General features: G+C 65.5%; 28 protein-coding genes. 10 read left to right on the top strand and 18 right to left on the bottom strand.

From position 1 onward, the window contains the following. Positions 1-10: 10 nt before the first annotated feature. The 3 genes from F0U44_RS02860 to F0U44_RS02850 are packed head-to-tail and all read right to left on the bottom strand — an operon-like array spanning position 11 to position 2,875. Positions 11-298: a zf-HC2 domain-containing protein gene (locus F0U44_RS02860; protein WP_223163554.1), complete on the bottom strand. Its 288-nt coding sequence runs from the start codon at positions 296-298 to the stop codon at positions 11-13. Continuing rightward, entirely contained in the window at positions 295-912 is a 618-nt protein-coding gene (locus F0U44_RS02855; RefSeq protein ID WP_246160252.1) for an RNA polymerase sigma factor, read from the bottom strand. The genes F0U44_RS02860 and F0U44_RS02855 overlap by 4 nt, the downstream gene beginning before the upstream one ends. A gap of 7 nt (positions 913-919) precedes the next feature. Further along, positions 920-2,875, bottom strand: a complete 1,956-nt coding sequence (locus tag F0U44_RS02850; protein ID WP_223163553.1) for a thiamine pyrophosphate-binding protein — start codon at positions 2,873-2,875, stop codon at positions 920-922. A gap of 75 nt (positions 2,876-2,950) precedes the next feature. Between F0U44_RS02850 and F0U44_RS02845 the strand changes: the two genes are divergently transcribed. From F0U44_RS02845 to guaA, 3 genes are read left to right on the top strand one after another with little or no spacing between them, the layout of a single operon-like run. Then, positions 2,951-3,580, top strand: coding sequence for a hypothetical protein (locus F0U44_RS02845; RefSeq protein ID WP_149726727.1), 630 nt, complete (start codon positions 2,951-2,953; stop codon positions 3,578-3,580). Then, the gene (locus tag F0U44_RS02840; RefSeq protein WP_149726726.1) at positions 3,577-4,290 is read left to right on the top strand and encodes a flavodoxin family protein; all 714 of its coding nucleotides are present in this window, start codon (positions 3,577-3,579) and stop codon (positions 4,288-4,290) included. Before F0U44_RS02845 ends, F0U44_RS02840 begins: the two co-directional genes overlap by 4 nt. Before the next feature lie 49 nt (positions 4,291-4,339). Beyond that, positions 4,340-5,908, top strand: a complete 1,569-nt coding sequence (guaA, locus tag F0U44_RS02835) for a glutamine-hydrolyzing GMP synthase (protein WP_149726725.1) — start codon at positions 4,340-4,342, stop codon at positions 5,906-5,908. A 215-nt stretch (positions 5,909-6,123) separates the two neighbouring features. Here guaA and F0U44_RS02830 read toward each other — a convergent pair whose 3' ends face one another. From F0U44_RS02830 to F0U44_RS02815, 5 genes are all read right to left on the bottom strand, one after another. Next, complete coding sequence (locus tag F0U44_RS02830; RefSeq protein ID WP_149726724.1) at positions 6,124-6,459, bottom strand: hypothetical protein; 336 nt, start codon at positions 6,457-6,459, stop codon at positions 6,124-6,126. 65 nt (positions 6,460-6,524) lie between these two features. Further along, positions 6,525-7,043, bottom strand: coding sequence for a hypothetical protein (locus tag F0U44_RS02825; protein WP_149726723.1), 519 nt, complete (start codon positions 7,041-7,043; stop codon positions 6,525-6,527). Positions 7,044-7,273: 230 nt separating this feature from the next. Next, complete coding sequence (locus F0U44_RS02820) at positions 7,274-8,191, bottom strand: hypothetical protein (protein WP_149726722.1); 918 nt, start codon at positions 8,189-8,191, stop codon at positions 7,274-7,276. Positions 8,192-8,207: 16 nt separating this feature from the next. Next, the gene (locus F0U44_RS23675; RefSeq protein WP_281292614.1) at positions 8,208-8,336 is read right to left on the bottom strand and encodes a hypothetical protein; all 129 of its coding nucleotides are present in this window, start codon (positions 8,334-8,336) and stop codon (positions 8,208-8,210) included. 569 nt (positions 8,337-8,905) lie between these two features. After that, the gene (locus F0U44_RS02815) at positions 8,906-9,544 is read right to left on the bottom strand and encodes a hypothetical protein (protein WP_149726721.1); all 639 of its coding nucleotides are present in this window, start codon (positions 9,542-9,544) and stop codon (positions 8,906-8,908) included. 289 nt (positions 9,545-9,833) lie between these two features. Between F0U44_RS02815 and F0U44_RS02810 the strand changes: the two genes are divergently transcribed. From F0U44_RS02810 to F0U44_RS02800, 3 genes are all read left to right on the top strand, one after another. After that, positions 9,834-10,085, top strand: coding sequence for a helix-turn-helix domain-containing protein (locus F0U44_RS02810; RefSeq protein WP_223163552.1), 252 nt, complete (start codon positions 9,834-9,836; stop codon positions 10,083-10,085). A 113-nt stretch (positions 10,086-10,198) separates the two neighbouring features. Continuing rightward, positions 10,199-10,441 carry a hypothetical protein gene (locus F0U44_RS02805; protein ID WP_149726719.1) on the top strand — a complete coding sequence of 81 codons (243 nt, stop codon included), beginning with the start codon at positions 10,199-10,201 and terminating at the stop codon, positions 10,439-10,441. Further along, a complete protein-coding gene (locus F0U44_RS02800) occupies positions 10,438-11,550 on the top strand; it encodes a hypothetical protein (RefSeq protein WP_149726718.1) in 1,113 nt (370 codons plus the stop codon). The genes F0U44_RS02805 and F0U44_RS02800 overlap by 4 nt, the downstream gene beginning before the upstream one ends. Before the next feature lie 185 nt (positions 11,551-11,735). On the opposite strand, the gene F0U44_RS02795 is transcribed toward F0U44_RS02800, so the two are convergent. Together F0U44_RS02795 and F0U44_RS23850 are read right to left on the bottom strand one after the other, a co-directional pair. After that, positions 11,736-13,073: a hypothetical protein gene (locus F0U44_RS02795; RefSeq protein WP_149726717.1), complete on the bottom strand. Its 1,338-nt coding sequence runs from the start codon at positions 13,071-13,073 to the stop codon at positions 11,736-11,738. Positions 13,074-13,221: 148 nt separating this feature from the next. Then, entirely contained in the window at positions 13,222-13,635 is a 414-nt protein-coding gene (locus F0U44_RS23850; protein ID WP_438616481.1) for a DUF2510 domain-containing protein, read from the bottom strand. Positions 13,636-13,692: 57 nt separating this feature from the next. Between F0U44_RS23850 and F0U44_RS23800 the strand changes: the two genes are divergently transcribed. After that, complete coding sequence (locus tag F0U44_RS23800) at positions 13,693-14,115, top strand: helix-turn-helix domain-containing protein (RefSeq protein ID WP_368732091.1); 423 nt, start codon at positions 13,693-13,695, stop codon at positions 14,113-14,115. Between the two features lie 434 nt (positions 14,116-14,549). Here the strand turns inward: F0U44_RS23800 and F0U44_RS02780 are convergent, their stop codons facing one another. The 3 genes from F0U44_RS02780 to F0U44_RS02770 form a co-directional block, all read right to left on the bottom strand. After that, entirely contained in the window at positions 14,550-15,518 is a 969-nt protein-coding gene (locus F0U44_RS02780) for a DUF7669 domain-containing protein (RefSeq protein ID WP_149726714.1), read from the bottom strand. Between the two features lie 134 nt (positions 15,519-15,652). Beyond that, positions 15,653-16,114 carry a hypothetical protein gene (locus F0U44_RS02775; RefSeq protein WP_149726713.1) on the bottom strand — a complete coding sequence of 154 codons (462 nt, stop codon included), beginning with the start codon at positions 16,112-16,114 and terminating at the stop codon, positions 15,653-15,655. Further along, on the bottom strand, positions 16,108-16,704 hold the full coding sequence (locus F0U44_RS02770; RefSeq protein ID WP_149726712.1) for a recombinase family protein: 597 nt from the start codon (positions 16,702-16,704) through the stop codon (positions 16,108-16,110). The genes F0U44_RS02775 and F0U44_RS02770 overlap by 7 nt, the downstream gene beginning before the upstream one ends. 244 nt (positions 16,705-16,948) lie before the next feature. Between F0U44_RS02770 and F0U44_RS02765 the strand changes: the two genes are divergently transcribed. From F0U44_RS02765 to F0U44_RS02755, 3 genes are read left to right on the top strand one after another with little or no spacing between them, the layout of a single operon-like run. Beyond that, positions 16,949-17,767, top strand: coding sequence for a YbjN domain-containing protein (locus tag F0U44_RS02765; RefSeq protein WP_149726711.1), 819 nt, complete (start codon positions 16,949-16,951; stop codon positions 17,765-17,767). Then, the gene (locus tag F0U44_RS02760; RefSeq protein ID WP_149726710.1) at positions 17,760-18,344 is read left to right on the top strand and encodes a hypothetical protein; all 585 of its coding nucleotides are present in this window, start codon (positions 17,760-17,762) and stop codon (positions 18,342-18,344) included. Before F0U44_RS02765 ends, F0U44_RS02760 begins: the two co-directional genes overlap by 8 nt. 18 nt (positions 18,345-18,362) lie before the next feature. Next, positions 18,363-18,704 (top strand): hypothetical protein, encoded by a 342-nt coding sequence (locus F0U44_RS02755; RefSeq protein WP_149726709.1) that lies wholly within the window; start codon positions 18,363-18,365, stop codon positions 18,702-18,704. Positions 18,705-18,764: 60 nt separating this feature from the next. Here the strand turns inward: F0U44_RS02755 and F0U44_RS02750 are convergent, their stop codons facing one another. The 5 genes from F0U44_RS02750 to F0U44_RS02730 all read right to left on the bottom strand — a co-directional run bounded on the left by F0U44_RS02750 (position 18,765) and on the right by F0U44_RS02730 (position 23,639). Further along, positions 18,765-19,826 carry a hypothetical protein gene (locus F0U44_RS02750; protein ID WP_149726708.1) on the bottom strand — a complete coding sequence of 354 codons (1,062 nt, stop codon included), beginning with the start codon at positions 19,824-19,826 and terminating at the stop codon, positions 18,765-18,767. Between the two features lie 225 nt (positions 19,827-20,051). Further along, positions 20,052-20,444, bottom strand: a complete 393-nt coding sequence (locus F0U44_RS02745; RefSeq protein ID WP_149726707.1) for a hypothetical protein — start codon at positions 20,442-20,444, stop codon at positions 20,052-20,054. A 753-nt stretch (positions 20,445-21,197) separates the two neighbouring features. After that, on the bottom strand, positions 21,198-22,196 hold the full coding sequence (locus F0U44_RS02740) for an Rv1352/Rv1906c domain-containing protein (RefSeq protein ID WP_149726706.1): 999 nt from the start codon (positions 22,194-22,196) through the stop codon (positions 21,198-21,200). Between the two features lie 207 nt (positions 22,197-22,403). Next, positions 22,404-23,117 (bottom strand): hypothetical protein, encoded by a 714-nt coding sequence (locus tag F0U44_RS02735; RefSeq protein ID WP_149726705.1) that lies wholly within the window; start codon positions 23,115-23,117, stop codon positions 22,404-22,406. Between the two features lie 135 nt (positions 23,118-23,252). Then, a complete protein-coding gene (locus F0U44_RS02730; protein WP_149726704.1) occupies positions 23,253-23,639 on the bottom strand; it encodes a hypothetical protein in 387 nt (128 codons plus the stop codon). Positions 23,640-23,836: the final 197 nt, after the last annotated feature.

The raw sequence follows: 23,836 nt of genomic DNA, 5'->3' as shown, positions 1-23,836 counted from the left end.
GGACCGGGCATCAGCCCGGATCCCCACCCGAAGCGCTCTTCCAGGTCGCGAACTCGGCCAGCAGGCGGTCGCGGGCGATGGGGTCGATGTCCTCGGGCTGCAGGCGCCCGGTGAGCCGGATGGTCTCGCGGAACTGGTCGAGGTAGGTCTCGCAGCCGGGGCACTGCGTGGCGTGGAGAACGAAACGTCCTTCGGTCCACCGGTCGAGGGCGCCCTCGAGGTAGTCGGTGACGAGCTCGACGAACTCCGCGCAGCTCAGTGGATCCTGCGAGCGCGCCTTGCGTCGGGGCATCCTCATCGCGTCCCCACCTCCGCCCGCTCCTCGTAGGCATCGGCGACGGCGGCCCGCACCGCTGCCCGGGCTCGGTGCAGCAGCACGCGTTGGTTGGCCTGGGTGAGCTCAAGCAGCTCGCAGACCTCCTCGCCGGAGAAGCCGTGCACGTCGCGCAGGGTGATGACGAGCTGCTGACGTTCGGGGAGTGCCTGGATCGCGCGGGTCACCGCCTGGGTCCGCTCGGCCTCCACCGCGGCGTCCTCCGGCGAGGGCCAGTCGACGGGGAACACCTTCCAACCGCCGGGGTACTGGTCCTCAGGGCCGCGGAAGCGGTCGGGCTCGACGGTCGGGCCGAGCGAGCTGAGGGGCACCGATCGTTTCTCGCGGACCCCGCGGGTCCGGGCGATGTTGGTGAGGATCCGGAAGGTCCAGGTGCGCAGCGAGGAGCGGCCCTCGAAGCGGTCGATGCCCTTGAGGACCGCGAGCCAGGCGTCCTGCACGACCTCGTCGGCGCTGGCATCGGTCGAGACGTGGCTTCGGGCGACGCGGGTCATCAGTGGGGTCCAGGCGTCGACGAGCGTGCGGAAGGCGCCTTCGTCCCGTGCGCGCAGCGCATCCGCGAGAGCAGCGTCGTCCACCCGGACTTCATAGCAGCGCCGCATCCTGTTGCACACAGAGAAGCGCAGGTCCGTCGGAAAGAAACAACCTGCGCATGGCCTCGTCGAGCTGGTCGCGGCGCTCGACACGGATGCCCGTGGCGCCGCAGAGGTCGGCGTAGGCGGCCCAGTCCGGGTTGTGCAACGACGTGTGCCAGACCGGGTAATCGGCGGCGATCTGCTCCTTCTCGATCTTGCCCAACGCCCCGTTGTCGAGGAGCACGTGCTTGATCGGCATCCCGTACTTGACCGCCGTGGTCAGCTCCATCGCGTACTGCCCGAAGCCCCCGTCGCCGGTCACCGCGACGATCGGCCGGTCCGGGTGAGCGGCCCAGGCGCCCATCGCGGCCGGATAGCCGAAGCCGATCGAGCCGAGATAGCCCGACATCAGGACCGGCTGGCCCTTCGACTCCAGGTAGCGCCCCAGGGAGTAGGCGTGGTTGCCCACGTCAACAGTGACGATCGCATCCTCGGGGAGGTGCTCGGACAGGGCGGCGAAGACCGCCGCCCCGGCGACCCCGCGTCCGCGGTCGTCGGCCGCGCGCCGCCGCTTCTCCTCGCGCCACAGCTCCCAGCGGGCGGCGAGGTCGTCGCGCTGGTCGACGGCAGCCGGCACCGGTACCGCCCGGTCGAGGGCGCTGAGCGCGGGACCAGCGTCGGCCAGCACCGACACGGTGACCGGGTGGAACCGCCCGATCGCCTCGGGCCGGTCATCGATCTGCACGATCGGCTTGTACGGCGCGATGCCGGTGTGGTTGGAGAACGACGCCCCGACGACCACGAGCAGGTCCGACTCGTTCATCAACCAGCTCGCCACGGGCGTGCCGCTGCGCCCGAGGACGCCGGCGCCCAGGGGGTGGGTGTCGGGGACCAGGCCCTTGGCCTTGAAGGTCGTCAGCACCGGTGCGCCGAGTCGCTCGGCGAGGGCGAGCAGCTCCGGTGTGGCCGAGCGCGCGCCTGCGCCGACCACGAACACCGGCCGACGAGCAGCAGTGAGCAGGTCGGCAGCTCGTGCGATGTCGTCAGGTGCAGGTGCGCTTCGTCCGGTCGTCGCCCGCCCGACGGGCGAGGCTGGCGCGGACTCCGACGCGAGCTCCTGGACCTCGTCGGGAAGCACGAGGTGGGCCACGCCGCGGCGATCGACCGCGTGCTTGACGGCCAGTGCGGCCAGCTCCGCGTGGTCGCTGCCGCTCTGCACGGTGGTCGTTGACACGGCGACGTCGGAAAAGACGGCGGTCAGGTCGAGGTCCTGGAAGGCGCCTCGGCCGAGGACCTTCGACGGGACCTGCCCGGAGATCGCGATGACCGGGGACTGGTCGAGGCGGGCGTCGTACAGACCGGTCAGGAGGTTGGTCGACCCCGGGCCGGCGATCGCGAAGCAGGCGGCCGGACGTCCGGTGAGCTTGCCGTAACCGCTCGCCGCGAAGGCGGCAGCCCCTTCGTGGCGGATGCCGATGAAGCGGAGCTCGCCGCGCTCCTCGGCACGGCGCAGCGCGTCGGCGAAACCGAGGTTGGAGTGTCCGACCATGCCGAAGACGGTGTCGACGCCGTGCGCGACGAGCGTCTCCACCAGTACGTCGGAGACCGTGCGCGCCGGCGCAGGCGGGTCAGGAAGCCGGACGTAGACCCCGTCCTCACGGTCTTCGACGTCGTACGCGGCGACGGAGTCGCTGAACCCCTCGGGCGGCCGCCCGGTCAGCGGGTCGTAGTCGTAGCCGTGCCAAGGGCACCGCAGCCAGCCGTTCTCGATCGAGCCCTCGCCCACCGGGCCGCCTTGGTGGGGGCATCGGTTCTCCAGAGCTCCCAACTGACCCCCGCACCGGGTGAGGGCGACCGGGCGCCCGTCGACGACCGTGCTCCGGACCCGCCCGTCCTCGGGGACGTCGGACGCCTCGACGCGGTGCCACTGGCTGGTCGTCGCGTCCTGCAACTCGTTGTCGGTCACGGTGTAACGCCCTTCCGGGTCAGGAGACTGTGTTCGTAACCGTCCCGCCAAGGCACGGATCGTTACGGAGGATCCATGACAGACCTCGTCGCCACCCGCCGGTCGCTCCACGGCGCTGCCGAGCTCCTCCTCGCCGGGCCGCAGCACGCCCGGAGCGGGACGATCCGCCTGATCCCTTGCGCCGACGGGTTCGCCACGACGACGGAGCCCGCGGCCAGCATCGTCCGCGGCTCGCTCGTGCATGACGGCCGAACCGTGCCGCTGGACGGCCGCACCATCGCCGAGGCCGCGGCGGCGGTCGGTCTGACGCCGTGCTCGCTCGACGACCTCTACCAGGACAGCACCGGTATCGGCCTCGACGAGCGGCTCGTGATTGACGACGAGGCGGCCGCGGAGATCGCGGCTGCCTTCGCGCTCGGACATGACGCTCTCCAGGCGTTCCACCCGGGCGAGACCCCCGTGCTGTGGCCCGAGCACTTCGACCTCGGGATCACCGTCGACGAGGTCAACTACGGCGTCTCGCCGGGCGACGGTTTCCTCGCGGTGCCCTATGCGTACGTCGGCCCGTGGACCCCGCTCGAAGGGGCGTTCTGGAACGCGCCCTTCGGCGCCGCGAGGCCGCTGTCCGACCTGACCGACCTGCCCGACCTGGCCGCCTGGTTCGCCGAAGGGGCGGACCTCACCACCAAGGAGACGAACCGATGACCGAGTGGGACTTCAGCGACCTGAAGGCGATCTACATCAACTGCACGCTCAAGCGGAGCCCGGAGATCAGCCACACCCAGGGGCTCATCGACGCGAGCTCGGCGATCATGATGAAGCACGGGGTCACGGTCGAGGAGGTGCGCGCGGTCGACCACCCGATCGCGACGGGTGTCTACCCCGACATGCGCGAGCACGGGTGGGAGGTCGACGCCTGGCCGGACATCTACCCGCAGATCCTCGACAGCGACATCCTCGTGATCGCGGGCCCGATCTGGCTCGGCGACAACTCCTCGGTCACCAAGCAGGTCATCGAGCGCATCTACTCGCTGAGCAGCATGCTCAACGACAAGGGTCAGTACCTCTTCTACGGTCGCGTCGCCGGCTGCCTGATCACCGGCAACGAGGACGGCATCAAGCACTGCGCGCAGAACGTCCTCTACTCGCTCCAGCACGTCGGCTACACGATCCCGCCCAACGCCGACGCGGGATGGATCGGCGAGGCGGGCCCCGGGCCGTCGTACCTCGATCCCGGCAGCGGCGGGCCCGACAACGACTTCACCAACCGCAACACCACCTTCATGACGTGGAACCTGATGCACCTGGCCAAGATGCTCAAGGACGCTGGTGGCGTCCCGGGCTTCGGCAACCAGCGCTCGGAGTGGAACGCGGGCACCCGGTTCGACTGGGAGAACCCCGAGTACCGGTCCTGAAAGCAGTACGGCGGTCGGGCGGCCGACGCTCGCTCGATAGGATCCGGTCATGACGCCCGAGCACGATCTGGTCCTGGTGGTCGACTTCGGGGCGCAGTACGCCCAACTGATCGCGCGCCGCGTTCGCGAGGCGCGGGTCTACTCCGAGATCGTGCCGCACACGATGTCGGTGGCCGACATGATGGCCAAGGAGCCGAAGGCGATCATCCTGTCCGGCGGGCCGTCGTCGGTCTACGAGGAAGGCGCCCCGAGCCTCGACAACGGCCTCTTCGAGACCGGTACGCCGGTCTTCGGCATGTGTTACGGATTCCAGCTCATGGCGCAGGGGCTGGGCGGCACGGTCGACGCGACCGGCGCGCGGGAGTACGGCCGCACCAAGGTCCACGTCGGCCACGCCGGCACCCTGCTCGGTGGCATCCCGACCGAGCACAACGTCTGGATGTCCCACGGCGACTCCGTCACCGCGGCCCCGGAGGGCTTCGAGGTCCTCGCCTCCACCGAGTCCACGCCCGTCGCGGCGTTCGAGAACGTCGAGCGTGGTTTCGCCGGCGTGCAGTGGCATCCCGAGGTGCTGCACACCGAGCACGGTCAGAAGGTGCTCGAGCACTTCCTCTGGGACATCGCGGGCTGCCGCCAGACCTGGACCATCGGCAACATCGCCGAGGAGCAGATCGAGCGGATCCGCGAGCAGATCGGCACCGACGGCCGGGCCATCTGCGGTCTGTCCGGTGGCGTCGACTCCGCGGTGGCGGCGGCGATCGTGCAGAAGGCGATCGGCGACCGGCTCACCTGCGTCTACGTCGACCACGGCCTGATGCGGAAGAACGAGACCGAGCAGATCGAGCGCGACTTCGTCGCGGCGACCGGCACCAAGCTGATCGTGGTCGACGCGGAGAAGCAGTTCCTCGAGGCGCTCGCCGGCGTCACCGACCCGGAGACGAAGCGCAAGATCATCGGCCGCGAGTTCATCCGCACCTTCGAGGCCGCCGAGGTCGACGTCATCAAGAACGCGCCCGAGGGCGCGACGGTGAAGTTCCTCGTGCAGGGCACGCTCTACCCCGACGTCGTCGAGTCGGGCGGGGGAGCGGGCACCCACAACATCAAGTCCCACCACAACGTCGGCGGTCTCCCGGAGGACCTCGAGTTCGAGCTCGTCGAGCCGCTGCGCACCCTCTTCAAGGACGAGGTCCGCCTGGTCGGTGAGCAGCTCGGTCTGCCGCCCGAGATCGTCTGGCGCCACCCGTTCCCCGGCCCCGGCCTCGGCATCCGGATCATCGGCGAGGTCACCCGCGAGCGGCTCGACATCCTGCGCGAGGCCGACGCCATCGCCCGCGCCGAGCTCACCGCCGCCGGCCTCGACCGCGACATCTGGCAGTTCCCGGTCGTGCTCCTCGCCGACGTCCGCTCGGTCGGCGTCCAGGGTGATGGCCGCACCTACGGCCACCCCGTCGTGCTCCGGCCCGTCACGTCCGAGGACGCCATGACCGCCGACTGGGCTCGGGTGCCTTACGACGTGCTCGAGAAGATCTCCACCCGGATCACCAACGAGGTCCGGGAGATCAACCGGGTCACCGTCGACATCACCAGCAAGCCGCCGGGCACCATCGAGTGGGAGTGAGACTCCCACTCTGACCTGCGGAAACGCAGCCCGAAATCGGCGGTGTTCGATTGGGACGGCCTCACTCTAAACCCCGCGCCGCCGCTCCAACGTGTGCTCAGTCCCGGAGCCCCGGCTCCGAGGAGCGCTGAACTTCTTGTGAGTCGAGCGACCCCTCGCGGGGAATGTCCAGGCACGCTGGCGAGGCGGGTCGGACTGGCCGCACCCCGCTGGGGCTAGCCCTCGTACTTCTTTAGCAACTCGACCAGGGCAGGTGCCGTCGCGCCGTGCATCGCGCCGCCCTCAACGAACATCGTGGAAGCGACCTCGCCCGACTGCACGAACAGTTCCATCAACCTTGCGCAGTGGTTCGGCGAAGCGCCGTTGTTGATCGACTCAGTCACGGCCTGCATCCCGGCCATCTGAGCGGCTTGGCGCACGGTTTCGGGAGTGACCGAATCGCCAGGAAACGTGATCTCGGCGGCAGCATGGAGCAAATGTCGCGTGGCCCAGGCGCGGGCCTCGCGCTGTCCCTCTGCTTGTTCTTCGCGCTGCTTCTTTCGTCCGAGCATTGGGCTTCCTTTCGAGGCGCCTTGGCATGCATGCGGCGGCGGTGCAGGCAGGACGGCGGGCGGGCCTAGTCAGATTGCGTCTTCACGTCTTCCCAGTCCGTCGTGGTGATCTGTGACGAGCCTCGGTAGGTTTTGATCTCGCCCTCGATGCATGCCGTCCCGGACCCCTGGCTCATGAGTCCGGTTTGGTTCCAGACGACGATCGTGAACCGTCCAGGATCGGGGTAGTCGAGGCCAATGTTGATGAAGGTGTCACCGCCGTCCTCGCGGACGCTCACGACCGGGCCGCACACCATCTTGGTGTCGCCAACGTGGTCCTTGGCCTCGTCCCAGTCGATCTTCTCGACGCCCCCGCTACTTCGAACTACGACACCGGCGATCAAGAGGACGATCGCCGCACCGAAGGAGCCCATGCTGACGATCGCGACGTAGTTGGGAGCGCCCTCAGGATCGTCCCGGTAGTTCGAGAAGATCCCGACGGTCCAGACCGTGACTACGGCTGTGACGATCGCGAAGACGAAGAGACCAGTTCCGTACGTCGCGACCAGAGCGGCGACTGCAAGCAAGATCGCGAGGCACCCCATTGCGCGCTTCCCTCCACCGAGACAAGGCGGTTGTCAGGTGCACGCAATGATGCCGGTAACGGTGCCCTGCCGTCGATAACCTTCTTGCCCTTCGACCCCCGGATCGCTCGGGGTCCGACGTCGGCCGTGAAGGGCTTCGACGGCCGACCGGAGTCTCCAGGCTGGCCGGGATCTGTCCGCTCATACTCATCCCCAACGGGCCGTGCTGGCAACGTTCCTCGGACGTACGACTACTCGATCTCCGGCTTCCAGTTGACGGCCTCGTAAGTGTCGTACGGTCGCCAGACGAGTTCGTAGGCGGCGTCAGCAGTGCTCGCCTTCCCCGTGTTGTAGTTGAAGCCGCCGGTGTAGGACGCAATCCAGTGCTTGACCTCCAACTGGGGGATCTCGTTGACCACGTACTCGTCGCCCTTCTCCCGAGCGAAATCCCTGTAGGTCGAAGCGGCCTCGGCCAGCGCGACATCTTTGAGTGAGACGACTTGCACGATCAGATCGGTGGCGAGGTTCGTGCGTGCAACGTCCTCGATGAGGAGTTCGATCTTGTCCTTGTACTTGTCGTTCGCATAGTCGACCTCGTCAGTCAGCACCCAGTACGCGGTGAGATCCGCTGGGGTCTGGTTGTTGTCGACTGCAACGACCTCATACTTTGGCCCTTCGTAGACGTACTCGGGTTCCGGCGTCTCCGTCTCGGTCGGCCCCTCCGTCGCCGACACCTCCGGTTCGCTCGGCTCGTCCGTGGGTTCCTCAGTCGGTTCCTCAGTCGGTTCGCCGGTGTGCGTTTCGACTGTTGTGGTCGAGGCGGCTACGGGTTCGCTGGCGTCGTCCCCGCCGACCGCGACCGCGACTCCGATGGCGGTTCCGACGAGCAGTACAACCACGGCTCCCACGATCGCGAGCAGTCGGACGGGGATGTTCCTCTTGACCCGCCGGAACGTCATCTCCGTGCGGAGTTTCCCCTGAGTCTGGGAGACGAACTCCCAGCCCTCCTTTTGACGCTTCGTGATCGTTCGGTTCTCCATCCCGCGAACGACTCTGACGGTCTCGAACTTGTACTGCACCCCCGCACTTGGAGTCGGTCCAGGCGGAGGGGGCGGCGGGATCTCGCCACCCGACGGCTGAGGTGGGGGTGGGGGCGGCGGCATGCTCATGACGGGAGCCTATGGGTCAGCCTGCGGCGGCAGTGGCACGATGAGTCGCCAACGGCCCGTGCATGTCCTGCCCGGCCTCGGCCAGGCAGTCCAGTGCCCGACCGGCCACGTTGGCGGAGTGGGAGACCGTCGCGACGACCTTCATGTCTCAGGGCCTCCGCTGGCCCTGCGTTCGACCACGTCGCGGGGAAGGTGGTTCAGGAAAGGTGACCCGCCGGGTCGTGCGGTCGGGATCTCCGCCACGGAGGTGTCGGAGTTCAGACGGTGGGTTCTTACTCGCTCGGTGGTGCGAAGCGAGGCGGCTGATGAGGGTGTCGAGCCTGAGGGAGCCATCCGATCCGGTGGGTCGGAGGGACACTGCTTACGACTCCTCCGGAACGCTGGACTACTGCCGCCACTGAGTTAATGAAGTCTGCGTCATCGACATCCGCGAGCGTTCCATCGTGATCGGCCTCGACCTGCAACGCCCACTCGGACGAGTCGGTGATGAACGGGGCGGTGCAGGTGAAGCCCGCGTCTCCCAGGTCGGCGAGGGCGGCTAGTGCTTCACCCCGGCCGGGGAACGTGATGTTGACGAGGAGCACGTCTGGAACGGTACTGCCAGGACCCGCCGGATCCTTGCGGTCTTAGGCGGGTACCAGGCATTGGCGAAGTCTTCGGCCGTCACAACCGTGATTCGGTGATCTTCGGCCAGGCAACTCCCGAGGTCTGCCGTCAGCCGTTCCTACAGCGTCGGCCGTCGTTACGACCTTGGTCGAGGGATCCGTTCAGCCCTCGGCAGTGGCTGGGACCGGGCACCTTGATCACGATGGTCGGGCTGTCAGCGGGCTCGGAGGACAGCACCTCAGGCCGCCATAGGGACAGGCCGAGGACGACGATTGCGGCCAGGCCGAAAATGAGTAGCCCCTTCGACCAGACTGTGAAGCCTCCGAGGAGGGCGATCTTGGTGGATACGGGGCCGACGTCCGGATCGGCGGTGTTCCGGTAGTCGCGCCAACCTGTGCCATGCATAGGCCATTGAACGTTCGTGGCCGTGCTCGGAAGCCCTGCGCCGGTGGGCGAGGCAGCGGTGGCGGCTTCGACGGCCGCGAGCCAGTTTCCATCTGCGACCTCGGCCTTCCTGTGACGAGCCATCAAGTGCCAGGCGAGCAGGCTCATGAGGAGCGCGAGCAGCGACGTAATGATCCTGGCCGTGCGCGAGGTATCGCCTGCGAGGGCGATGGTGAAGAGGAACGCCTGTGCCGTGAAGGTAAGGACCGGAACCTGCCACAGAAGGTTGTCGAACTGGGTTCGCCGGTTGGCCACGGCCGCGTAGACGTCAGAGACGGCAACACCAGATTGAGTTGATGACATGGAGCCACTCTGGCGTGGGAGGGACGGCCGCGTCATAGCCCGCCCTTCACGGAGTCTCCACGTGCGTGGTGCTTCTCCGTGGCCCACGAAGGGCCGGTCGGCTAGCGGGGCCGATACCGTTGATGGAGCCGCAGCGAATCGCGTACAGTTGCTGGGAGCAGCGCGCTCATCTGGGCGTGAGCCAGCGGGTCCACCACACGCTTGAACCACGCGTCTCTCTACACCGCGAACGCTGCGAAGGCCCTCCCGGGTCATCGCACTGCCTCCGACTAGACGGAGGTTCTTTGTGGTGTCCAACTTCAATGGCGGCAAGGGTGAGCGGCGGCTCTTCACAGTCGATCAGGCGGCGGGCTGCCTCTGCCTACACCGCACAACGGTTCACCGGCTGATCGCAGCGGGTGAACTCCAGTCGATCAGGGTTGGGCGTCGTCGGCTGATCCCCGAGGTCGCGATCAACCGATTCATCGACGATCGCCTTGCCGACGCCGCGTCCGTCGTCCCGCGTACACCCAGCACTCCGAGCGCGGGGGCTAACCGGTGAGCCCGGGGGAGGAAGTCGACTTCCGTGAGGTAGTCCCTCACCCCGAGATGCTTCTGGACTGGTTGGAGTTTGTCTTCGAGCAGGTCCCCGATTCGCTCCCTGAGGAGCGCGTCGTGATGATCCACCTCAGCAACGCCGCGCCGGGGACGAGCGCATGGGCGACGCCCGGCAGCCACGCCGACATCGCCGAGGAGGTGTTCGGTCGCCGAGAGGAGTGGCCCCGGGTGGCTGAGGCGCTGCGGACCCTCCAGCGGCTCCGGCTGATCTACAAGCACCAGACGGGCTCAGCACTACGCCTGCACCTGTGCGGCTGGGTGGAGTGCGACCGCTGTCATGGCGACGGTGGATTCCGGTGACCGGCATGCTCCCGTACAGCGCGATCGAGTGGCTCGCTCCGCAGATCCGTGCTCTCGACCGCAAGACCAACGCGGCCTCAGTACTGGTCGCGCTCGTGAAGTTCGCTGATCACCGGAACGGCTTTGCCTTTCCGACGCAGCGCCAGATCGCCGCGATCTCCTTCGGGCTGCCCGAGGAGCAGGTCTGCGAGTGGCAGGTCGAGTCCATGCGGAAGGCCATCAAGGACCTCGTTGATAGGGGCCTGGTCGAGATCGTTCAGAAGGGAATCAAAGGTCGGGCCACGCGGTACAAGATCTGCTGGTCGAGCACGTCGGGTTCAGCAGCAGGCGACGGGGATAGCCCCCGCTATCCCGAGGGGGAAAGGAGCGCGGACGGATCCCCCTGCGATGGCGCAGAAATCCCCCTTGGAAGGGTTCAAGTTCCCCCTGCGAAGCGTCCAGATTCCCCCGTTGATGTGCCTGGAACCAACAGCCAGTTTGAAGGGCCATTCTTGATCAGCCAGACTCGACCCGCCACCCTCGCGGCGGCGGCTGACTCGTCCTTCTCTTCCTCTGACGGTGGCCACGGGATTGGCGACGTTGACGACGGCTCGCCTCTCTTGGACTTTGACTTCGGGCTGAACCGGGGCCAGGGCCAGCGGACCACCGACGTGAAGACGGGGGTGGCTCAGCGCGGTGCTCGTGGAGGCGCATCTGCCCAGGCGCCCAACCGGTACGCCGGAGCATGCCTCGGATGTGGGGGACACGTCGGTGTAGGCGCTGGGACCTGGGCCAAGGACACGACAGGCAAGAGCCGGGCACACCACCTGACGGGTGACTGCGTGGCACCTCTGAGCATCGAGGAGATCCTGCGGCTAGAGCCCCGGGAACGCACGAGGGACGAGCACGCACGGGTCGAAGCCCACCATCACGCCGAGGCGAACGCCTGGGAGGCAGCACGTCTAGAGGAGCAGTACGCAGAGGAGCGGCGGCGGGCGGCTCTGACTGACGAGGAGCGCGCTGCCGAGGACGACGCTGACCAACGCGAGAAGGAGGAGATGGAGCGGCGTCTGGCGGAGATGCGCGCCCGGGTCCGTCAGACCCCCGGCGTCGGTCGCCGCATCGACTAACCGACGGCGCGATGCTCGGTGATGAGTGAGGGGAGGTCTGCACGAGCATCCCCATATCGCACCAAGATTTCTTGGGGTCTGCACTAAGCATTCCGAGGCCAACACGGGGAGGAACGGGGAGATTCTCGCCTTGCCCGGGTGTGAGCGGGGTGCTTAGTGACGCTGGGCCGCAGACTCTCAGCGGGCTAGTGGTCGTAGCAACGCTGGTCCTTGGCTTCGAGGAAGATCTGGCGAAGCGTGTGCGTGTAGTCGACGTTGAAGGCGTACTGCACGCCGGGCGCAACTGGTTGCAGCCATTCAAAGTTGGTTCCGACGGTGTGGTCTGGGTACGCCAGGCGCACCATGGCTGCGCTGTCGCCCGTCCGGACTCCTGCCGATGTAGACATCGAAGGGCCGAACTCGATAGCAGCGACTTGGTTGCGGTCCAGGTCGAACCAGACTGTGCCGTCGAACTCCATGGGATCTAGCGTGGCGCAGGGCCAGTCATCCTGACTTGCTTCGAACAACTGGCGGCGCAACTGATTGGAGCGGAACGCCTCAGACGAGTACAACTCGAACTCGGTCATGCCAATGTCGACCCCTCCGTAGCCAACCCGGTCTTCGGATGTCTGGTCGCTCTCAGTGACGGAAGGTGAAGGGCTCGCGAACGCGGTCGACCCGCCGGAGGGCGTGGAGGTCGTAGCGGGGCTTGAAAGGGTGGAGGTAGCGTCGTTTAACTCGGTTGCAACGCTCGGTTCGCCCGCGCTGGTTGACACGGCGGTGCCGCCGGACGGGAGGTTGATGTTCTCGACGCTGGCGTCCGGGCAGAGAATGGTTGCCGGTACGTGGCTTGCTTCCGCGTCTGCCTCGCTCGGGAGTGCGAGCGTGACGGTGACACTCCAGCCGTCAAAGTCCGCCAAGGGTTCAATGACGTATTCGGTGGTCCAGTCGCCGCTAGTGCTGGCGGAGAGAAGTCGCCACGATCGCAACGGAGTCACTGGTGCTCCCTCAAGTCCACATTGATCCTTGAGCAGATCGATGGTTTCGGCGTCGGCGGCGACCGAAGGTGGGACGTTGCAGTCGATCCTGCCCGGAAACTGCTCGCATTCGCCGGGTTGCAACCAAGTGGTCGCACTGCCGTCTCCGTGATTGCCTGAAACCGAGTGAGCCGGTTGGTCGCCAAAGCGATCGACCAGTTCGCCGTAGTCGTAAACCGCGTGCCGGTTGTGGTTCGGATCCACGACGAGGATGTCGAACTTCCCGCGAAGGTTGTTCCAGATCCGTCGGACCACCGACGGCACGTCAAGGGGTTCGTCGTATGCGTGTCCTGGATCGGCGTATGCGGTGACTACCACTTCGTTGCGCCTCGGCTCGCGCCAGACGGTGACCAGGAATGGTGTTCCGAAGGCATCCTTTCGGCCGACGAAGTGGTAGCCGTCAAGGTACGTCGTCGCCTCAGGCTCGGGTTGGTGGGTCCTATGCCAGACGATGACGCCGCCGAGAGCGACGACCGACATTAGGAGCAGACCGCCCGCGATGGACACTACCCACACCCAGGCGGGCGCAGCGGCCTTAGAGCCGCCATGCGCACCCGGGGATCCGGGTGGTGGAGACGAGGCCTCGGTCATAGGCGCACCGTAGGGTTCACCCTGGTTCCGGCGGAAGGTAAGGGTCGGACCATTGCCTGCTCGCTCAGACGCAGGGGCCGAAGGTGGTGTCATTCTCCATGCTCTTGCAGTACTCAATGCAGTCGCGCACATAGTCGCGTCGCATCTGCTGCGTTCCGCCGACGTCACGGGCGTCCGCCTCGCAAGCCTCGCGGATCCTCTGGTCGCGTCCCGATCCGCTTGCTCCGATGAGGAGGAGGATCACGAGAGCGCCGCAAAGCAGGACCACGGGGATCCCGACCGCCGAGCCGACGATCCACCATTGGCGTGGTATCCCTGCCAGTCCAGAGGTCGTCGAGGACTGCGAGCCAATGCGAACGGTCACCCCGGGTTTGGGAGGGCTCGATGGGGCAGGCAAAGGAGGCGGGCCCCAGATAGTGCCAGTCCACCATCGCCGTGCGCCGGGGGTAGTCGGGTCGGGGTACCAACCGGGAGGCATTGGCGGCGGGGGTGGCGGCGGTGGCTGTTCAGTCATGGCCGGACTCCTCGGCAAGTCATGTGGGTTGCCTGGTCACACCAACCCGAGGATGCAGGCCGGACCGAACCATCTCGGCTCACCGTACTCGGGTCGACGGTCATGCAGCGGGTATCCCGAGAAGAACCCGAGAACAAGAAATGTAACGATCCGTGGACCGACTCGTCCAGGCTTTCCCGCCACGTTCATGCAGTGTCCGTTGAGCGCCGACCTGAGACCGCGCACCGGCGTGCTGTCGGGGCCCGGATCGCCCAGTTGCGACGCGAGCGTGGCTGGTCGCAACTGGAACTCGCTGGCCGCGCCGACCTTCACAGGCCATACGTCACCGGGATCGAAAGTGGCACCCGAAACCCGTCACTCGACGTCTTCGTCAGGATCGCCAACGCACTGCATGTTCCACTGTGGGAGGTCTTCAAGTTCGAGGACCGCTCGCGGGACCTTTGACGCGATCGGGTCTCGTCAACCTCTCGGTAAGCAGAGACACTCATGTCATGTCCCGAACCCGACGCACTCCCCAGAGTCGGCGTCGCGGGTGGTGGACGCACGAGTCAGTGGCTAACCGCCGCCTTTGGCGACGACGCGAGCGGGCCCGGGCTCGGGCTGCACTCGGCCGGGGTGATGAAGATTCAGCCTCTAGGCCAGAGCGGGGGACAGAAGGTTGGCTCAGTTGCTGAAGAGGCACGCTTTCAGTCTTGAAGCCACTTCGACCGAGGCGGAGATCGGGGCCAGCAAGCGGCCTTCGAGAACCTGGACGACGCCCCCAAAACGAAGGGCTTCGAATGAGAGGCACGCTCGGCCGGGGGCACACCCGTCCACGCGTGCGACATCTCGTGGAACAGGTCGCAACAGAGGCCGTGGAGGTCGTCACCTTCGATCCATCAGGCATCGGCTGTAGCACCGGGGTATCCACCCTTGATGAAGAAGATCATGTCGACGACCTTGGCGCGGGTGTAGAGCCGTGTCGTCGGCTGCCCGGTAGTGAAGTCGAGCGTCGGCTGACGCATGGCGTCGATACTGGCGGCGTTCGCTCGGTAGAACTCCCCGACCTTCTGTAGGGATCCCATGCTGAATGTCGACGCGCCGAAACCCTTCTTGAAGTAGGTGTCGAACGCCGGGACACATCCGAACACGCCGAGCATGACCTTGGTGACCAAGATGTCGGAGGCTTGGACGGGCCTGAACGCGCTACGGATTACCCGTGCGGTCGAGTGGACTTGTTCTATGCCCTGTGAGTTGTAGTGGTCCAGATCGAGGTCCCATGTCGTTGGAGGGACGCTGGCGATGGCTTCGACGACCGGCACCAAGTGACGCACGCTTCGTTGGAGCAGTTCCGAGGAGCCCCGCAGCATCCCCCAACTCGCGAGATAGAACCCGAGTTGAAGGCAACTGACTTCCATTCCGGTCGGCTCTCCCCAGATCGCGACCGCATCGCGGTGCTGCTGAAAGTGGTTGAAGCAGTAGTCGAAGGAGGCATATCGAGCGTTCGGGTCACGATCCCGGAGGTAACGTGCGACCGTTGCGTTGATGTCCGCGTCCGCTGGATCTAACGCCAGTACGGCTTGGTTGTGTTCATTCCGGTGCTCCGCGACCGTAGGCCGCCCTCCGGCGCCGTCGAACCGCCGATATGTACCGTGCTCGATGCGCGTAATGAGGGGCAATCGACTGGCGAGTGCCCCACGGGAACCAGGTGGTGCGTTGGATGTTGCACCCTGAATGTGAGCGCGGAGCGACTGCTCCTTCACGTCGGGGTAGTGACGTCGAAACCAGCCGACGATTTCGGAGGCTCGGAACGGCTCCGAGAGATACGCCACGCATTCTTCGAGTCGGTCCCAGATCGTTTCGGCCACCCGGTGATGGTGACCCACGGGCTCGACGCATCACAACGACCGAGGATCGGCAGGTTGCCGGACGTCGGTCACCTGGGCCCTAGAGAGCAGCGCTCCGTGGCATGGTGACTGCGTCGGACACGAAGGCTTGCCGCTCATTGGTCAGAGAACTGACGACGGGCATCCGGTGGCCAACTTCCTTGCCCAGAGAACTCATGGATTAGATCGAGGAACCGATCGATGAACCGCGCCGGGAAGCGGAAAATGAGGGAGTCCTCACCTCGGAGCGTTGTCCTCACGAAGCCGAACGGCCACGCGGCGTCGGCCAGCGAGGGTTCATCATGTCCCGACGCGTCGTGGTGCCACGCCCACCCAACCTCGCCGTCGCGAATACGAAGAAAGGTCACCAGGTCGTCGACGCGCTCGGTCGGGATCATCGCGATGTAGGCGCGCTCCCCAGCACCCGGCCAAGCCGCGTTCGATCGACCCTCGCACGAATATCGAGTTCGGACGCCCGCATCCCATAGTGCGGCCAGCACTGGCGCCAGTCCGGCGTCGACCTCAATCGAGTGGCCGTCTGGGTCCAGAACGGTTTGCGAGGGGTGCGGCGTCAACACGGCTCGACCACAGCCCTTTCGTCGTCGCTGAGCGAGGTGGCGAGGGCGTTGTAGAGCGTCTGTCGCGCCACTCCAAGATCGCGGGCTACGGCACTCTTCGGCACGCCGTCAGCGACGCGCTGCCGTGCCTCGGCGATCTGAGCAGAACCGAGTGCTCTGGCTCGCCCCCGATAGATCCCCTTGGCCCTGGCGATTGCGATGCCCTCGGCTTGGCGCTCGCGGATGAGCGTCCGCTCGAACTCGGCGACCGCGCCGAGAAGGTTGAGGAGGAGAACGGACATGGGACTGTCGTTCCCGGTGAAGGTGAGTCTTTCCTTCACGAACTCGACCTGGATGCCTCGCCCGGTCAGACCGGTGACGATCGTGCGGAGGTCCAGCAAGTTGCGGGCCAAGCGGTCCATGCTTGCGACCCGCAGCAGGTCTCCATCGCGGAGATAGTCGATCATCTCCGTCAGGGCCGGGCGCTTGGCGGTCTTGCCGCTGGCATGGTCCTCGAAGATCCGGTCCGCACCTGCGAGCACATCGTGCTGGCGCGCCGCGTTCTGGCCATCACTGCTGACCCTGATGTACGCCACGACCTGTCCACTCATCTCTTGACCTCCTGGCAGAGTTGTCAATCGAGGCCGAAACCGACCTCAGATGTACAACGTCCATAGGGGCTGCGGAATTCCATCTGGGCTACACCCCAGATAGACGGTTCGACAGATCATTCGTCGTGAGACCCGTTCGCTGCCTGCGGTCTGTAGGAATCGCCGGATACCTGGCTAGCGCTGTCCGTGAGCCCTAGCCTTCGGCAATAAGCGTTGTCAGCGGCCGTCGAAGGTGGGTGGATGGATGGCGTCGAGACTTACGGAGGTCGAGCGTCACCAACTCACGCTGGCCGCCCGCAAAGCCCGGAAGTGGACCTACATCCACATTGGCATCGCGGCCTTCGGACTGCTGGCCACCGTGGCCGGATTTGTGGCCGCCAGCGATGACCCGAACAGCGACGGCTCCTTCATCGTTTTCGGTGGCGCCATCGTCTGGGGCGTCGTGTACGCATTCAAGAATGCGACGCGAGAAGACAAGATCAACGGACTTCTCAGCGCCGACAGCACAACGAACGTATCGCTCGCCACCACGAACCCTGGACCGGCGCAGCCGCCTGGACCGGCGGGTATGGGGCAGACGATTCCGGAACGAGGTGTGGTCTCTGTGGATCTCATGCAGGTCATCAAGCAGTGTCTTGCCCGGGCCGAATGGAACTACGAGGAGAGCGCGGATGGCAGGTTTCTCCGGACTGGCTTCAGCGGCGATGCGGGCTCGTGGCGGGTCTTTGTTCGCGCCTCGGAGGATGGGGTCGTCCAAGTGGATTCGGTGCTTGAGCAGTACGCGCCAACCCATCGACACGCGGAAGTCGCGGAACTGCTCACGCGGATTAACTGGGGCGGGCGGGTTGGCGGCTTCCAGTTCGACTACTCCGACGGTGAGATGCGCTTCCACACGGGCATTGATGTCGAGGGCGGCACTCTCACGGAGCAGATGTTCTTGAACCTCCTGATGTCCAACGTTGCGACGATGGACCTGTACTACGGAGCGATCATGGCTGTCTGCTTCGCCAAGGCCGATGCGGTGACCGCACTCCTGGCCAACGAATCGTCTGACGATGACTGACGAGCGGGAGCCGGGGGCGCGTCTCAGCGGACGAGGCCGTCTCATCATCGTTCTCGTTGGCGCCCTCTTGGTGGTGGGCGTAGTCGTGACAGCCGCGCTGATGTCTGGCGAGGACGAGGACCCCGCCTCGTTTAAGCGGTTGACGATGGCTGAAGCGCAGCGGGTTCACGAGGAGTGCGGGATCGAAGCGACCCACGCACCTCTCGCACACACTTATGACGTGTACGAGGAATGCGTCGATGAGAAGTCCGGCCTGACCGGCGACGAACTCTGGGACATCGTGAGTCCCCTGGCCGAGTTGCCAGAATGCGACGACCTCTGGGACGTAAGCAAGACGTGGGCCCTGAATGAACCGCCCGGTTACGGCCAGGAGTGCCGCGACGGGTCCGGCAAGGGGCAGCGCTATCGCGCCGAAGTTGACTACTGCCGAAAGGACGGCGAGTCGTACGGGGTGCTTGTCGTCGGGCCGAACGACCTTTACATCTTCCGCGATCAGCCAAGACGCCTGGGTGACATCCACCCCCGCGAAGGGCACGGGTTGATCGAACGCGCAAGAGACCTGTGCAACGACTTTTGAGGAAGGGGTGACCGACCCATGAACCGATTCATGCTAAAGGTCGGCGTAGTAGTGGTCGCCCTGGTGGCGCTAGTCGTAGGCCTGCGGCTGGCTCAGGACGGCGGTCCGCCGTACACCGAGGACGAGATGACTTCTGCGGACATCGACTGCGGCACGGAGGCCATCTCAAAAGCCCTAGCCGGTGCATCGTCTCGCAACGACCCGGCCGTCAGGGCAGCGATGCTCAAATCGTTCCACGAGGGATCAAACCCGGACTGCCTCAGGCGGAAACTTCCCGAACTCTCTGACGATGAGATCGAGAACTTTTCGGAAACCCTCGAGGAAGCGCGGACTTGGGAGCAGGAGCACTCTGGTGACTAGACGCAGGACGGATCCCAGACGGATCCGGACCACCCCGACCGCCGCCAACCTTCCGCCGGGCTAGCGGTCTGATCCTTCCTCCGCCTCCTCGTCGACCTCAGTCCGGCCCAGCCGCGCCAGTACCTCAGAGGCCTGCTCTGGGCTGAGGGGGAAGGCCGCCAGGTCAGCCTCGAACGACTTCATCGGCGAGGTTGGCCGTTGGAGGTCGCATGGCTTGGGCTCGGCGCGGATCGGTACCCAGATGCCGACCTCCTTCAAGTGGCGGGACCGTGCGATGGCGCGGAGCCAGTCGAGGAGGTCGGCGGTCACGATGGCCCGGGCGATCAATTCGTCAGGGTCGACACTCCGGTACATCCAGAACCACCGCAGGACCTTTTGGCCGTTGATCTTGATGTCGTTGTCGTCGTCATCCTTCTGGAACGCGTGCTCGACCGTCCGGAGCATCGGTCCGTTGCCCAACTCGACCGGGCTCATGGGCGGCTCGTTAGGGACGAAGGTGAACTGCGTCGGTCGCGCACCCACGGCCAGCCCGTGCTTGGCCGCGTTGTAGGCATTGCGCCACTCACCCAGGAAGTGCCCAAGGTGGCGACACCAGAGACGGAGGTACTCCTGGACCTCCTCGATCGTGGCCCCCTCGTCGGGCCACTCGTCCTTGACCTCCTCCGGAAGGAACAGGAAGTCGAGCATCTTCGTCAACGACTCGTCGGGCAGCCCGATCCAGTGCTCGACCCGCTTGTTGAAGGCTGCTCCGGCCTTCATCTCGACCATCGCGATGAGTGCTGATGCGGTCGTCGTCCGCGACCCGTCGAACAGTGCGAACAGGAGTCGATACCAGGACTCGGCCGCGTGGTAGGCGATGACGAAGGCGTCCAGCGTCGCCATCTCGTCGGCATCGCCCGGGTTGCGATCGAATGGGAAAGGCGACTTGAGCCGCCCTGCGATCCCTACCGGCAGCACTACGTCTACGTCGTCTCGGTACGCAACCCAGCCGTGAATCCGCGATCGGAAGTACTCGCCGTGATTCACCTCCAGCAGCGCCTCCGAGAGGCGCCGCCGAAGATCCTCGATCCTAGGGTCGGGCTCGGGAGCGAACTCGGTGTCGTCAGTGCTCTCTTCCGTCATGGAGCAACCGTTGCACGGCCCGCTGACAGAACCCTCGCGACTTTCAGGGCATCCGCCGCGCTACGCCGAGGTCGGTACTGACGCTCAAGGGCCGCAACGCTGGTCCTAGGTCTGAGCCGCCTGTCGACACCCAACCAGTAAGTCCGAGCGTGGGCGTGCCTGGCCCTCCTGGGCTCAATCATCTCGGAGATCGAGCGCGACGGCAGCGGAGGAACTGCCGGACTTCTACGCGCCGATGCGCACTAGGTGGCCGCCGACCCTGCGGGCGACCCAACGGGCGTCATCGATCCTGTCCCGGAAGTAGTCGTCCTCGACGATCAACACGTGCCCGCGCCGGACGAGCCAGCCCGGCACCATGACCCAATCGTCGAACCAGGCGACTCCCCGGTCGGCATTGTTGTATCGGAGGATCCCGACGTGACCTCGGTCGGGGATTCGGCAGTAGACGCCACTATTGGTCGGCCCGATTGACGAGCCGCTGTCACGATGGCGGCAGTCGGTCTGATTGGCCGCCCGCACCACGGCAGCGGGAGCGGCACTCGCGGAGGGCGCCTCGATGAGTACGGCGACGGCCGACAGGATCAGCCCGAGGGTCCCCGACGCCAGGAGTCTCTTCATGGCGGCAACGTAGTCGGTCAATGTGGGCGGGCGCGTCGGTGACGGTACGGACAATCGCTACGGAGTTCCATCGCGTGCTCGCCAGGAGGCGGACGATCCAACTACTCGTCGTCGCGACCGACTGCCCGGCATGGCCATCAGCCACTCCGACTGGCGTCGATGCCCATCTGCACGCCCGCTGCAATGACGCCGACCGCGTTGATCGTCGCGCCAACCATTAGGACGACCAAAACCTGTGATTGCGGCGCCGTCTGTCTCCGCGCCAAGCCACAAGGCTCCACCGAATCCACCGACGACCAGCCCGACGAAGACCCATGCCCACGGCAATGGATCGCTGGTGCCCGGAGTTCGGGGTGCCCGATTCTGTTGCGCTGCGCCAATATGTTCGGATTCCTCAGTCCCATTGGGAGACCCGAGTCGCCAGTGGATGTCGGTCTGACACTTAGGGCACACCTTCGCTTTGCCGTCATCGACAACACGTCGGTTCCGGCACTCCCAGTAGCCGCTCCATGCCGCATCCGACCATGGTCCGGGGGTCGACACCGTCCGAGACTGTCCGATGTCCATGTGTTCGCTCCGATACGCCCCAGATGGATGGCGACGGAGGACCGGCCTCCGGCACAACCAGACTGCGCTTTCTGCCCAGGATGTGAACCGACACTCGCAGAGGTATTCGATGAGTCGCGAGCGCCGGGACCTAGTACTGGACGCGCTCGCGACTATGAGTCCGGCCGTGACGGGTGCCGACTCGGGCTAGCCGATCTTCTTCCAGGTGCCGCATCCGTCAGTCGAGAAGTCCTGGCCGATGCTCAGGTTCACAGTTGGCAAGCCGCCCGGCGGCAGACCGTTGGCGATGATGTCCTGGCCGTTGCTGCCCGAGCGGAGGATCGCCCAATAACAGCCCGATGTGACGCCGTTCGACCGGTATGTGCCCGGTGGAATGTTCCGACCGACGGTCCAGATGCCATTGCCAATGCTGGGTACAGGGGGCACGTAGGGCTTCGAGTGGCCCGTCGAGAAGCACGCGTCGAACAGAACGTCGACGAACTTTGAGGCACGCCGTTCGGTCCAGCCCCACTCATCGACCCCCGTCTCTGTGAGGACCTCGATCCAACCACGGCGCTCGTCGCGGAACCATTTGCCACCCTCCGGCTCGCGGCTGATGACGTAGCAGGTGTTGCCGACGGAACCGGGCTTCTGCGCGTCCTCGATGAACTCGTCGAACCCTGCCTCGTGCAGCGCGGACAACACGTCGCTGTACTTCCCGTAATCCTTCGCGTCGAAGACCCAGGGTCGTTCAGCGAAACCAGTCTCCCAGCAGCCCTCAAAGATCGCGTCCAGCAGCAACTCGCCTAGGACCTTGTCTCCTTTGGACTTGCCGGGCAGGCCCGACGCGAGGGTCTTGATGATCTGGGTCCGAGTGGCTGGATCTGGTTGGTTGTCATCGATAACGCCGCACGCGGTGGCGAAGGCGTCGTCCTGCTCAGGTGACTCGATGCTGATGTATTGGCTCCGACCAGGGAAGTCTCCGGGCAGATACGCGTCAAGATAGTCAGCGACGGGTCCGTACATTGGGGTGAACGTCGGACTCGGCGAGGGCGTTGTAGGTGAAGGGGAGGCCGACGCTGATGTCGAAGAGGGTGATGGCGAAGGAGACGGCGAGGATGATCGCTCGTCGCCGCCGCAGGCGGAAAACGATCCCAGCGTGACGGTCATCAATGCGGCGACACATACGCGGGCGATCAGGTTCATGCGGGAAAAATAGCCCGTCATCAATCGTGGTGTGTGAGAACGGTTAGTCCCCTTTGGCGAAGACCTTTCGAGACCTGTCGGTAGAAGTGGGATACGAGTGCCCCGGTGGAAGCAGGACGATGTCGCGGGCTCAGGTTCCCTAAGCGCCACGCCTGACGCGTCTACAAGTCGCTCTGGACGATGGCCCGGTCGAGGTCGCAACTACCGTTAGTTGGAGGCTGCCGACGAGTACCGCTCAACCTGTCGGCGCACTAGGCCCGTGAGGACGTTGGCGTCGGTGTTCACAAGGCCGCCGACCCCGACCGACAGCACGGCCGGGCCGGTGAGGATGAACACCTCGAAAAGGGTGAAGTCGTCCGCTTCGATCTTCACTCCGATCGCCCTATCGCCAGTTTGTTCTACAGACATTGGCGAATAGGTGAGGGCGGTGTCCTGGTAGGTTTCGCCATCGCAGGTGCCGAGGGCATCCTCGAGGGCTGAGTAGTACCTGGCCGCTTCGTCTGCGTTGCCGAGTTGTTCGATTCGGACGACCGCAAGTTCTGTCGACAGACCCCCGCCTTTTGTGAAGTCGTGGCGGACGGTGGCCGTCGGCATGACGGGCGGGTCGTAGTTACAGAAGTAGTGAATCGGCCGGTCCTTCGGTGGGTCCTGGCTGTACCCCGGCGGCATGTCGGTGATCGTGAGGAGAGCCGCTTCGAGTTCGCCCTGATTGAGCACCATTAGAGCCGGATCATCCGTTGCAGAGATGGATGCGGAAGGTACGGAACTCGTGGTCGGTTCGACTGACGTGGGTGTGGCGGCATTCGTCACGCTCGGCGTACCTGATCCCGATCCCGCCGCTCCGGCATCGTCACCGTCACCTCCGCAGCCCGTCAGAGCGAGAACGAGAACCGTGACAGCGGTGGGGGAGAGGCGAAGCATGGGGCAAACCCTTTCGGCAGGTTGGCGCGGGACCTTGCTGGCTAGATCGGCCCGCTCGGTCGGCATGGACCCTGGTCCATGCCGGTGACAGCCGTTGTACTGGCCGGACAAGTGACGCTCGACGGTTTGGAGTTGCTAGTTGCCAAACGTGTCCGAGAACTCGTCTCGCTTCTCCGAGAGTTGCACCTCGACGTAGATCACATTGAGAACACTGAGCCCAATCAGCCCGGCGCAGATCACTGGAAGAACGATCTTCGCCCAGAGGTGCGTGTTCATCAGAAACATCGTGATCGTGGCGGCGGTACCGGACGCAATGGCGATGACGACCCCGACCCAGTTTGTACCCGTACCGGTCAGCAGCGTCACGGACTGGAACGCGAGGATCATGCCGAGGAACGTGAAAATGATGCCGCCTGAAAAGACGGCTGCGGTGATTCCGGCGTTGGGTGGCTGGCGGCTCGGCGCAGTGGCGGAGAAGGCCCCGGTGTACGGCGGTGGGGGAGGCGGGGGTGGCTGCGTCATGGTGGGCCCCTAGTCGTCGCAGGTGAGGGATTGCACACTAGGGCACGTTGAGCGTGGCAAGTAGGCGTCACAAAAACCCATCGACAGACCCAGTCCAAAGTCCTAGCGGGAGTGAACCGTCCGCGACGGGGCGGGGCGGGGTCATCTTGGGCGGAGATCTCGGCGGTGTGCGCAGAGAATCTCGCCTCGGTCGGAAC

The organism is Nocardioides humilatus (genome assembly GCF_008373755.1).
GTDB lineage: Bacteria > Actinomycetota > Actinomycetes > Propionibacteriales > Nocardioidaceae > Nocardioides > Nocardioides humilatus.
Note: the sequence above shows the minus strand (reverse complement) of the source record. Positions and strands in the feature narration are given on the sequence as shown.